At 64.8% G+C, this 10,808-nt stretch carries 12 protein-coding genes; 8 read left to right on the top strand and 4 right to left on the bottom strand.

The features are described 5' to 3' along the window. Positions 1–819 (bottom strand): DUF222 domain-containing protein (locus V6M39_RS04340; RefSeq protein WP_332642487.1); only part of this gene is annotated, 819 nt, incomplete at its 3' end. A gap of 177 nt (positions 820–996) precedes the next feature. Next, on the bottom strand, positions 997–1,488 hold the full coding sequence (locus V6M39_RS04335) for a hypothetical protein (protein ID WP_332642483.1): 492 nt from the start codon (positions 1,486–1,488) through the stop codon (positions 997–999). Between the two features lie 134 nt (positions 1,489–1,622). Here V6M39_RS04335 and dnaK point away from each other — a divergent pair, with 134 nt between their 5' ends. The 4 genes from dnaK to V6M39_RS04315 are packed head-to-tail and all read left to right on the top strand — an operon-like array spanning position 1,623 to position 5,563. After that, on the top strand, positions 1,623–3,464 hold the full coding sequence (dnaK, locus tag V6M39_RS04330) for a molecular chaperone DnaK (RefSeq protein ID WP_332642482.1): 1,842 nt from the start codon (positions 1,623–1,625) through the stop codon (positions 3,462–3,464). Further along, positions 3,461–4,039 carry a nucleotide exchange factor GrpE gene (grpE, locus tag V6M39_RS04325; RefSeq protein ID WP_332642480.1) on the top strand — a complete coding sequence of 193 codons (579 nt, stop codon included), beginning with the start codon at positions 3,461–3,463 and terminating at the stop codon, positions 4,037–4,039. The genes dnaK and grpE overlap by 4 nt, the downstream gene beginning before the upstream one ends. Before the next feature lie 22 nt (positions 4,040–4,061). Further along, the gene (gene dnaJ, locus V6M39_RS04320) at positions 4,062–5,186 is read left to right on the top strand and encodes a molecular chaperone DnaJ (RefSeq protein WP_332642479.1); all 1,125 of its coding nucleotides are present in this window, start codon (positions 4,062–4,064) and stop codon (positions 5,184–5,186) included. Next, positions 5,186–5,563, top strand: coding sequence for a heat shock protein transcriptional repressor HspR (locus V6M39_RS04315; RefSeq protein WP_332642478.1), 378 nt, complete (start codon positions 5,186–5,188; stop codon positions 5,561–5,563). Before dnaJ ends, V6M39_RS04315 begins: the two co-directional genes overlap by 1 nt. A gap of 2 nt (positions 5,564–5,565) precedes the next feature. Here the strand turns inward: V6M39_RS04315 and V6M39_RS04310 are convergent, their stop codons facing one another. Continuing rightward, positions 5,566–6,396, bottom strand: coding sequence for an SDR family oxidoreductase (locus V6M39_RS04310; protein WP_332642477.1), 831 nt, complete (start codon positions 6,394–6,396; stop codon positions 5,566–5,568). Next, positions 6,393–7,169: an SDR family NAD(P)-dependent oxidoreductase gene (locus V6M39_RS04305; protein ID WP_332642476.1), complete on the bottom strand. Its 777-nt coding sequence runs from the start codon at positions 7,167–7,169 to the stop codon at positions 6,393–6,395. The genes V6M39_RS04310 and V6M39_RS04305 overlap by 4 nt, the downstream gene beginning before the upstream one ends. 103 nt (positions 7,170–7,272) lie before the next feature. Between V6M39_RS04305 and V6M39_RS04300 the strand changes: the two genes are divergently transcribed. From V6M39_RS04300 to V6M39_RS04285, 4 genes are all read left to right on the top strand, one after another. After that, positions 7,273–8,595 carry a flavin-containing monooxygenase gene (locus V6M39_RS04300; protein ID WP_332642475.1) on the top strand — a complete coding sequence of 441 codons (1,323 nt, stop codon included), beginning with the start codon at positions 7,273–7,275 and terminating at the stop codon, positions 8,593–8,595. Further along, complete coding sequence (locus tag V6M39_RS04295) at positions 8,592–9,257, top strand: TetR/AcrR family transcriptional regulator (protein WP_332642474.1); 666 nt, start codon at positions 8,592–8,594, stop codon at positions 9,255–9,257. The genes V6M39_RS04300 and V6M39_RS04295 overlap by 4 nt, the downstream gene beginning before the upstream one ends. Further along, entirely contained in the window at positions 9,254–10,204 is a 951-nt protein-coding gene (locus V6M39_RS04290; protein ID WP_332642473.1) for an alpha/beta hydrolase, read from the top strand. The genes V6M39_RS04295 and V6M39_RS04290 overlap by 4 nt, the downstream gene beginning before the upstream one ends. Next, on the top strand, positions 10,197–10,808 hold a 612-nt coding region (locus V6M39_RS04285), incomplete at its 3' end, for an AMP-binding protein (protein WP_332642472.1). The genes V6M39_RS04290 and V6M39_RS04285, both read left to right, overlap by 8 nt.

Here is a 10,808-nt window from a genome sequence, read left to right as displayed (position 1 = left end):
CGAAGGCATGGGCTCGGGGATCCGGAGTGGCTGTTCGGTTGTGGCCTGAACGTGCTCGGCTGCGGCTTGGAGGGTGTCGGCGTCGACGAATACTGACATGTGGGGTCGGACGCCTTTGTCTGATGGCAGACCGTTGGCCAGGATCGCGGTGAGCAGGTCATCCAAGCCCTGAACACGTCGCTGGGCACCAGAACGGGTGTCGTCCTTGTCGCGCGGCGCCGAGATTGAGTCCATGACCAGTTTGAGTTTCGTCCCGGTGATGGTGTTGAGGAATCCGTTGGTGTGGAAGCCGTCGGGGACGGCATCGACAGCGAAGTCTTCGCGGTCCATGCCGCGTTCCCATGCGGCGTCGAGGTCTTCGGGGTGGATCTTGTCTTTGAGGTGTTTGACGGCTTCGAACAGTTCGCTGGGCGCATGTTCTTGCGCAACTTCGACGAACACTTCCTCGAACTGGCGCATCGGTTCGAGTCCGACGTGGGTGAGCCCGTAGGCGAACACGCGTACGTGGGCTGAGCTGACTTGCCCTGCAAATGCTGCTTCGGCGAGCAGTGGCAGGTCACGTAGTGCGGCGACGTTCTTGACCAGGGTGGAGGCAGTTCCGGAGTTCATCCGCAACTCATTGCGCACCCAGGTGTTGAGAGTGGAGGCGCCATCAAGCTCGAAATCCTTGGAGGTGTCGAGCTCGGCCAGCAGCACAGCCTTGTGGGCGTCAGCGGTGTCAGTCATGGCCTGCAAAGCATGGAGTTTGGCCCTCGTGTCACCGGAACGCAGTGTCTGCGCGGCGATGCGCATGACGTCGATTGTCAGCTCCGGATCCATACCCAAAACACTACCCGAACAGACGTTCGATGACCAGTGGAAAACCCTGTGAATTCAGCGAAAAATGAAGATTCTTATCCACATCTGAGACCGCCGTCGCGGGTGTCCACAGCACGATCCCGCGCCCTTGCACTTGCTCCGTTCAACCGTGCACGTCAGCCAGGCTGAGCAGGCAGCTCAGTCCTCGGTGTACTCCGCGGTGTCGCCGTGCGACTCGTGGATGTAGGTCCGCTGCATTCCGACGTTGAGCTTGGTGACAACCTCGGCGACGGTCGTCGCCACGAAGTCATTGACCTGTCCGCGCAGATGGGAGGAGAGCTCCGGCGAGACGTCGGACAGTGCGATCGGGAGGGTGCGGGGGGAGTCGGAGAGGGTCACCACGAACGCCGGGTCGTCGCCTTCAGCTGTCGGCCAGACCGCGACCCGGATTGGTTCGCTGACGTCCTGGTGCTCGCGTGACGTGGCCACGACGAGTGTCGTGATCGCGCCCGACGACGGCATCACCAGCCCGGGCGGTGCGACGTGCGAACCGTCGTCATGGGTGTCGACCGCGATGTCGGCAAGGTGCGCGATCTCCCGCGAGATTTGGCGGTCGGTGGTCTCGGTCAGCAGGCCGAGGATCGCATGCGCGAGCTCGTCCTGCTCAGGGGTGCTGGTCGCAGGGGTCACGTCGAGGAATCTACGCGAAATTCTTGCCCGTACCCGGAATACGGACCGCTCCAGCAAGGTTGATAACATCAGACTCAAGTCTGTTGACCCACGTCTTGCAACAATCACATGCACCACCCACAGGAGGAAACACCATGGCCAGAGCGGTCGGAATTGACCTCGGTACGACCAACTCGGTCGTCGCCGTACTCGAAGGTGGCGAGCCCACCGTCATCGCCAACGCCGAGGGCGCGCGCACGACCCCCTCGGTCGTCGCATTCGCCAAGGATGGCGAAGTTCTCGCTGGTGAAGTCGCCAAGCGTCAGGGCGTGACCAACGTCGACCGTACGGTCCGATCGGTCAAGCGCCACATGGGAACCGACTGGAACGTCGACATCGACGGCAAGTCGTTCAACCCCCAGCAGATCTCGGCATTCATCCTGCAGAAGCTCAAGCGCGACGCTGAGGCCTACCTCGGTGAGCCGGTCACCGATGCGGTCATCACCGTGCCGGCCTACTTCAACGACCACCAGCGCCAGGCGACCAAGGAAGCCGGCGAGATCGCCGGACTCAACGTCAGCCGCATCATCAACGAGCCCACCGCGGCTGCACTCGCGTACGGACTCGACAAGGCCGACGACCAGACGATCCTCGTGTTCGACCTCGGTGGAGGCACGTTCGACGTGTCGCTGCTCGAGATCGGTGACGGTGTCATCGAGGTCAAGGCCACCAGTGGTGACAACCACCTCGGTGGTGACGACTGGGACGAGAAGGTCATCGACTGGATCGTCGCGAAGTTCAAGAGCGACACCGGTCTTGACCTGACCAAGGACAAGATGGCGATGCCCCGCATCCGCGAGGCCGCCGAGCGCGCCAAGATCGAGCTGTCGTCGAGCCAGTCGACGTCGATCAACCTTCCGTACATCACCGTCGACGCCGAGAAGAACCCTGTGTTCCTCGACCTGACGCTGACCCGTTCGGAGTTCGAGAAGATCACGCACGATCTGCTCGACCGCACCAAGGCGCCGTTCAACAGCGTCATCAAGGACGCCGGCGTCGCGCTCAGCGCGATCGACCACGTCGTACTCGTGGGTGGCTCGACTCGTATGCCGGCCGTCGCGACGCTCGTCAAGGAGCTGACCGGTGGCAAGGAGCCCAACAAGGGCGTCAACCCTGACGAGGTCGTCGCCATCGGCGCCAGCCTCCAGGCCGGTGTCCTCAAGGGCGAGGTCAAGGACGTTCTACTCCTCGACGTCACCCCGCTGAGCCTCGGCATTGAGACCAAGGGCGGCGTCATGACCAAGCTCATCGAGCGCAACACGACGATCCCGACCAAGCGGTCCGAGGTCTTCACGACGGCCGATGACAACCAGCCGTCCGTGGCGATCCAGGTCTACCAGGGCGAGCGCGAGATGGCTGCTGGCAACCAGCTGCTGGCCACGTTCGAGCTCACCGGTCTGCCCCCGGCGCCTCGTGGTGTGCCGCAGATCGAGGTCACGTTCGACATCGACGCCAACGGCATCGTCAACGTGTCCGCCAAGGATCGTGGTACCGGCAAGGAGCAGTCGATGACGATCACCGGCGGTTCCGCGCTCAGCAAGGACGACATCGACAAGATGGTCAAGGACGCTGAGCAGTACGCCGAAGAGGACAAGGCACGCCGCGAGGCGGTCGAGACTCGCAACCAGGCCGAGTCTCTGTCGCACTCCACCGAGAAGTTCCTCGCGGAGAACGGTGACAAGGTCGGCGACGACCTCAAGGCCGAGGTTCAGGCTGACCTCGACGCGCTCAACGAGGCGCTCAAGGGCGAGGACTCGGACGCCGTTGCGGCTGCCGTGGCCAAGCTCGGTGAGTCCAGCTCCAAGATGGGCGAGGCGATGTACGCCGCCGCTGCCGCTGAGGCACAGGAGAATGCGCCGACCGGTGACGATGCCGGCAACGATGACGATGACGTCGTCGAGGCAGAGATCGTCGACGAGGACGAGACGCAGAAGTGACCGAGCCGGACAACGGCCCGGCCTCTGAGCAGGAGCCGACGCCGGCGGAGGAGACTCCGCCGGCCGAGGCCCCGGCCCCGCCGTCCTTGGAGCAGCAGCTCGCCGAACGTACGGCTGACCTGCAGCGACTCCAGGCTGAATACGTCAACTACAAGCGCCGGGTCGATCGCGATCGTGAGCTCGTACGGGCTCAGGGAGAGGCAGCGGTCCTGCAGTCTCTCCTGACAGTGCTCGACGACATCGGTCGTGCCGCTGATCATGGTGAGCTCGAAGGCGGCTTCAAGGCTGTCGCCGACGCGATCCACCAGCTCGCCGCGAAGCATGGCCTTGAGCCGTTCGGCGCCAAGGGAGAGGCGTTTGATCCGGCCCACCACGAAGCGGTGTTCCATGCCGGCGAGTCAGCCGACGTCGACATCACGACGATCGACAGCGTGCTTCGCACGGGTTACCGCCACGGCGACCGGGTGCTTCGCCCGGCAACTGTCGGCGTGGTCGAGCCCGCATCGGAGGATGCAGAGCCAGAATCAGCAGTAGATCCGGCGGCACCGCTGACTGACGAAACGCCAGACGAGTAACGAGAGGAGGGGTGGATTCCTGATGGCAGCGAGTGATTGGGCGACCAAGGACTTCTACAAGGTCCTTGGCGTCAAGAAGGATGCGTCGCAAGACGAGATCAAGAAGGCATATCGCAAGCTTGCGCGCGACAACCACCCCGACTCCAATCCCGGCAACAAGGCAGCCGAGGAACGCTTCAAGGGCGTATCCGAGGCGTACGCCGTGCTCTCGTCCAAGGACAAGCGCAAAGAGTACGACGAGCAACGCAGCATGTTCGGGCAGTTCCGTGGCGGTGCGGGCGGCTTCGGCCAGCCTGGGCCGGGCGGTCAGCCCGACTTCAGCGACCTGTTCGGCGGGCTCTTCGGTGGTGGCGGTCGTGGTCGTGGCCGCGGTCGGCAGTCGGCTGCTCGCAAGGGTGATGATCTCGAGACCGAGGCATCGATCACCTTCCAGCAGGCGGTTGACGGTGCGACACTTCCGCTTCGGCTGACCAGCGACGAGCCGTGCCCGACGTGTCACGGCACCGGCGCCAAGCCCGGCACGACCCCCAAGGTCTGCTCGAAGTGTCAGGGCAGCGGTTCGCAGACCGGTACCGCTGGCGGACTCTTCGCGATGACCGAGCCGTGCGATCAGTGTCGCGGTCGCGGTCTCGTCGTCGAGCACGCCTGCGATACCTGCCGCGGTTCAGGTCGCGCGCCGTCTAGCCGCACGTTGCAGGTCAAGGTGCCTGCGGGCGTCAAGGACGGTCAGCGGATTCGCATCAAGGGCAAGGGTGGCAAGGGTGAAGCAGGCGGACCTGCTGGCGATCTCTTCCTGCTCGTCCACGTTCAACCGCACAAGTTGTTCGGCCGCAAGGGTGACAACCTGACGATCTCGGTTCCGGTCGAGTTCGACGAGGCAGCGCTCGGCGCAGAGATCCAGGTGCCGACTCTCGATGGCCCGCCCGTACGCATCAAGATTCCTGCGGGCACGCCCAACGGGCGTACGTTCCGTGCGACCGGCAAGGGTGGCGTCAAGCGCGCCGGCGGCAAGGGTGACCTGCTCGTCACCGTCGAGGTGCAGGTCCCGGCAACCCTGAGCGACGAGGCCAAGGCCGCGGTCGAGGCGCTCCGCGACTCTCGTGGGTCGACCTCGCCGCGTGATGGATTGTTCGAGGGGGCGAAGTGATGGACTCATCATTCGTCCCGCCGGGACCAGAGGCGAAGGTCTTCGTCATCAGCGTTGCCGCTGAGCTCTCAGGTCTTCACCCGCAGACATTGCGTACGTACGACCGCCTTGAGCTGGTCGTGCCAGGACGTACGGGTGGTGGCGGCCGCCGCTACTCACTGCGCGACATCGAGCTGCTTCGCCAGGTCGCTCGGCTGACCGCCGAGGGCCTCGGCCTCGAAGGCGTACGCCGGGTCATTGAGCTCGAGAACCAGGTCGATGCACTGCGCCAGCGCGTTGCCGAGCTGCAGGTGGCGCTCGCCGCGCGCGACCAAGTGCAGAACCTTCCCGCGCTGATCGCGGACAACCAGGTCATGATCTGGCGCAAGCGCCGCTGACCTCAGGCTTTGTCAGCCCACTTGCGCTGCTTGGCGATGAACTTGATCGACTGCTTCTGGGTGAACTTCGGGGCCAAACGCTGCAGACGGTGAGCAAAGCGAGCCTGGACCGGCGCGATCACCAGGGCGTCGTTCTTCACAACCGCGCCCAGTACCTGTTGCGCCAGCTCGTCGGGATCGACGGGCTTGCGGATGCCCTGACCCTTGAGGAAGAAGTCCCGTCCCTTGACGACGCCGAACTGACCCTTGTCGAGGATCGGGGTGTTGACCGCGGCTGGGCAGATGGCGGTGACGCCGACACCGTATGCGGCTGCTTCCGAGCGAAGGGCGAGCGACAGGCCGACGACCGCATGCTTCGTCATCACGTACGAGGTGAGCAGGCCCGCAGCCATCAGCCCACCCATGGATGCCGTGTTCACGATGTAACCGCTGCCCTGCTTGATCATCAGCGGGTACGCCGCGGCGACGCCGTGCACCACACCACGGATGTTGACGTCGATGATCGCGTTCCACTGATCGATCGGCAGGTCCTGGGTCTCGCCGAGCAGGCTGATCCCGGCGTTGTTGAACATCAGATCCAGGCGACCGTGCTCAGCAACCACCGAGTCGACGAGCGACTGGACCGTGGCGGCGTCGGTGACGTCGAGGACAACACCCCGAGCCGATCCGGGGCCGCTCAGCTCGGCGGCAACCTTCTCCGCCGCTGAGCCGTCCAGGTCCGCCAGCACCACGTGGGCGCCGGCTGCGACGAGGGCCGTACCCAGTGCGGCGCCGATGCCGGACCCGCCGCCGGTCACGATCGCGATCTTGCCGATGTACGCGTCCCGTTTCATGCGAATGCCTTCATGACGTGTCCGTGGATGTCTGGGTAGCGCTGCATATGTGATCCGCCGTTGATGTCGAGGTTCTCGCCGGTGATCCAGGTCGAGTCGTCGGAGAGCAGGAACCGTATGGCCGCCGCAATCTCCTCGGGCTCGCCGCTACGCCCCAGGGGCGTGTTGTCGAGGTAGTCGTCCTTTATGCCGGGGATGTCCATCGCCGGCGCGGTCAGCGGAGTGACCACCAGTCCAGGCGAGACGGCGTTGACGCGGATCCGGCGGCTGGCCAGCTCGAGCGCCGTGACCTGGGTGAGCATCTGCAGTCCTGACTTCGCTGAGCAGTACGCGACCAGCCCGACTCCCGGCTGCCGACCATTCAACGACGACAGCGTCACGAGTGAGCCGCCGTCGACGATCCGCGACCCGGCGTGCTTGAGCACGATGAAGGCGCCCGTGAGGCAGACGTCGAGCACCCGTCGGAACTCGGCGACATCGTGGTCGACCACCAGGCTCAGCGTGCTGACTCCCGCACAGTTCACGACTCCGTCGAATGACCCGTGTTGTTCGATGACTCCATCGAACAACGCTGTGACCGATGCTTCGTCACTGACGTCGACGGCAGCGGCTTCGCACCCACTGCCGAGCTCTACGGCCCGGGCCGTCGCGGCGTCTCCATCCAGATCGGCGATCACGACCGCGTGGCCGTTGGCGAGCAGGTCTCGCGCGGTGGCGAGTCCGATTCCGGATGCCCCGCCAATCACGACTGTGGTCTTGCCCGGCCCGCTCATCCGATCTCCTGACGCTTGTCTGCATGGATTGACACGTGTCAAACTCGTCCCTAATGTGGCCTACGTCACCCACGAATGCAACCCCCAAAGCTCAGGAGATTCCATGGTCGGCCCCACCACAGCGGTCATCGGCGCTGGGATCAGCGGTCTCACTGTCGGCAAGATGCTCAGCGACTACGGCGTCCCGTACACATGCTTCGAGTCGTCGGATCGCATCGGTGGCAACTGGGCCTTCGGCAACCCGAACGGCCACAGCAGCGCCTACCGCTCGCTGCACATCGACACGTCCAAGGAGCGCCTGTCGTTCCGGGACTTCCCGATGCCGAAGGAATATCCGGACTTCCCGCACCACACGCAGATCAAGGACTACCTCGAGCTGTACGCCGAGGCGTTCGACCTGAAGGACAACATCGAGTTCACGAACGGCGTTGCGCACGCCAAGCGCCTGGAGGGCGGCGGGTGGGAGATCCTCGACCAGGCCGGCAACACTCGCCACTTCGAGCACCTGGTGGTCGGCAACGGCCACCACTGGGATCCGCGCTTCGCGGAGTTCCCGGGAGAGTTCACCGGTGAGTCGATGCACTCGCACCACTACATCGACCCGAAGTCGCCAATCGACTTCTTCGGCCGTCGCATCCTGGTCGTTGGCCTGGGCAACAGCGCTGCCGACATCGCCGTCGAGCTGTCGTCGAAGTCGCTGCAGACCACGGTGACGCTGTCGACGCGATCGGGCGCCTGGATCGTGCCGAAGTACGTGTATGGCAAGCCGGCAGACACGATGTACCGCACGACGCCGTACCTGCCGCTCGCCTGGCAGCGCAAGGTGATGCAGAAGATGCAGTTCATGAACGGCTCGGACAGCTCTCTCTACGGACTCCCGCAGCCCAACCACAAGTTCTTCGAGGCGCACCCCACCCAGTCGGTCGAGCTGCCGCTGCGACTCGGATCGGGTGACGTCGTGCCGAAGCCGAACGTGGCGTTCCTCGACGGCAGCACGGTGCACTTCGAAGACGGTACGAGCGATGACTTCGACGTCATCGTCTACGCAACGGGCTACAACATCACGTTCCCGTTCTTCGATCCTGACTTCATCAGTGCTCCCGACAATCACCTCCCGCTGTACAAGCGCATCTTCAAGCCGGGGATCGACGATCTTTCCTTCGTGGGATTCGCCCAGTCCACGCCGACCCTGTTCCCGTTCGTCGAGTCACAGGCCCGCCTCGTCGCGGCCCATCTCGTCGGCGAGTACGCGTTGCCGAGCATTGGCGAGATGGAGCAGACCATCAAGACCGACGAGGACAAGTACATCGGCCACGTCCTCAAGACCGCCCGGCATACGCAGCAGGTCGACTACTTCATCTACGAGCACGACATCCGTGCGCGCGAGATTCCTGCCGGCCGCCGCCGAGCAAAGGCGCGGGTATGACCGAGGGCGCACTGGAACGGCCGGCCGAGGACGCCTGGAACCGGTTGGTCGACCGCCGCGCTCCGAACAGGGGTGACGACAGGCGGAACGCACTGCTCGATGCATTTGATCAACTCCTGCGTGAACAGTCCCTCGAAGAGATCAACGTTGCCGAGATCTCGAAGCGGGCGGGAGTGACCCGCTCGGCGTTCTACTTCTACTTCGAGTCCAAGGCCATGGCCGTCATGGCGTTGATGCAAGACCTGTACGACGCAGCTGCCGAGGTCAACGAAGTGCTGGTGAAGGCTGAGGGCGAGCCGGACGAACGGATCCGGTCCGCGATCACGATGCTGTTCGACTCGGTCGACAACAGCCCGCACACCTATCGGGCGTTGCTGGAAGCCCGCGCCGCCAGCCCGACGGTCCGCCAGATGTGGGACGCCGGACGCGCCGACTTCGCCGGCGTCATCGCCGGCATGATCGCCACCGAGCTTGCGGCAGGTCGCGCATCTGAGGGGCCGGCCGCCGAAGCTCTCGCTTCCGTTCTGCTTGACCTCAATGACCACGCGTTGGAGCGGCACTCGCTCGGCTCTGGCCCACCGCGCGACGAGCACATACAAGCACTGACGTTCATCTGGCTCCGCAGCATCTATGGAGCCGAGACCAGGAAGAAGCAGCGATGAGTCCCGACAGCCTCACCTTCCAATCGCAGGGCGTCCAGTGCGCCGCGTGGCACTACCGCGCGACTCACGATGGGCTGGCGACTGACGCCGGACGTCCGGCACTCGTGATGGCGCACGGCCTGGCCGGAACCAAGGACTCGGGTCTGGCTCCATTCGCGGAGGCGTTCGCCGAGGCGGGCCTCGACGTCGTGCTGTTCGACTACCGGGGCTTCGGCGCGAGCGAGGGGACGCCGCGGCAGACAGTCTCGCTCGCGAGCCAGGTCGACGACTATCGCGCCGCTCTGACGGCCGCAGGCAAGCTTCCCGACGTTGATGCCTCCCGTTTGGTCCTGTGGGGCGTGTCATTGGCCGGTGGGCACGTGCTGTCAGCCGCCGCTGGCCGTCACGACATCGCCGCAGTCGTCGCGTTGATCCCGATGGTCGATGGGATTGCGGCTGGGGTCCATGCGACCAAGACGCACAAGAAGCGTGAGCTGCTACGGGCCACCGGACTTGGCGTCGCAAGCAAGATCTCCACGGCCCGTGGGCGCGGTGGACGCATGATCCCGGTTGTGGCGCGACCCGGTGAGGTCGGGACGTTCACGCTGCCCGGTGCACTCGAGGAGTACCTGAGCATCGCGGGCCCGACCTGGGTCAACGAGATTGCGGCTGACGTGAGTCTTGAGCTTGGAACCCGCGCGCCTGCCAAGGCGGCCGCGACCCTGACCTGTCCCGTGCTCGTGCAGATCGCGGACTTTGACCGGAGCGCTCCGCCTCACGCGGCCGCGAAGGCAGCGTTCACAGCGAGGGCAGAGGTGCGGCACTACCCCGGAGACCACTTCGACGTGTTCCCCGGCAAGCCGTTCCACGAGCCGGCCGTCAAGCACGCTGTCAGTTTCCTCGTACGACACCTGTCACCCGTTCTCGAACCTTCTCCGCTCGTAGAAAGTGAGGCGGCTCATGGCTGAGACCGTCCAGCAGCTCGTACGCGCGCTCGCCGACAGTGATAGCACCGGCCTTGCGTTCGGCTCCGACTCGTGGACCTGGGCCGAGACTGTCGGCGACGCCGCAGCGCGTGCCCGGGTGCTGCGCAGCTGGGCAGATCCGGATCGCCCGCTGCACGTCGGCGTGCTCATGGAGAACACCCCCGAGATGATCCGTACCCTGCTGGCCGGCGCGATCGGGGCTCACGTGACTGCGGGCATCAACGCCACCCGGCGAGGTGAATCGCTCGCTGCCGATGTTCGTCGAGCCGACTGCCAGGTCCTGCTGACAGACACCGAGCACCTCCCACTGCTCGACGGTCTTGACCTCGGTGGAGCGCGGATCATCGACACCGACAGCGACGAGTGGAGCGAGCTGGTCGCTGAGGCGCCCCGCGACATCGACGGCTTTGCCGAGGTCGGTGCGATGGACACGTTCATGCTGATCTTCACCTCGGGCACCAGTGGCGAGCCGAAGGCCGTGCAGGTCAGCAACTTCATGGTCGTGATGTCCGGAAGCGTGCTGGCCGAGAAGTACGCGCTCACGCCCGATGACGTCTGCTACTGCGCCATGCCGCTGTTCCATTCC

Source organism: Aeromicrobium sp. (genome assembly GCF_036675695.1).
Taxonomy (GTDB): domain Bacteria; phylum Actinomycetota; class Actinomycetes; order Propionibacteriales; family Nocardioidaceae; genus Aeromicrobium.
Note: the sequence above shows the minus strand (reverse complement) of the source record. Positions and strands in the feature narration are given on the sequence as shown.

What these genes read in the sequence shown, in the direction of transcription:
- dnaK (WP_332642482.1), top strand. Translation starts at nt 1,623, where the DNA reads ATGGCCAGAGCGGTCGGAATTGACCTCGGTACGACCAACTCGGTCGTC.
- dnaJ (WP_332642479.1), top strand. Translation starts at nt 4,062, where the DNA reads ATGGCAGCGAGTGATTGGGCGACCAAGGACTTCTACAAGGTCCTTGGC.
- V6M39_RS04315 (WP_332642478.1), top strand. Translation starts at nt 5,186, where the DNA reads ATGGACTCATCATTCGTCCCGCCGGGACCAGAGGCGAAGGTCTTCGTC.
- V6M39_RS04310 (WP_332642477.1), bottom strand. Translation starts at nt 6,396, where the DNA reads ATGAAACGGGACGCGTACATCGGCAAGATCGCGATCGTGACCGGCGGC.
- V6M39_RS04305 (WP_332642476.1), bottom strand. Translation starts at nt 7,169, where the DNA reads ATGAGCGGGCCGGGCAAGACCACAGTCGTGATTGGCGGGGCATCCGGA.
- V6M39_RS04300 (WP_332642475.1), top strand. Translation starts at nt 7,273, where the DNA reads ATGGTCGGCCCCACCACAGCGGTCATCGGCGCTGGGATCAGCGGTCTC.
- V6M39_RS04295 (WP_332642474.1), top strand. Translation starts at nt 8,592, where the DNA reads ATGACCGAGGGCGCACTGGAACGGCCGGCCGAGGACGCCTGGAACCGG.
- V6M39_RS04290 (WP_332642473.1), top strand. Translation starts at nt 9,254, where the DNA reads ATGAGTCCCGACAGCCTCACCTTCCAATCGCAGGGCGTCCAGTGCGCC.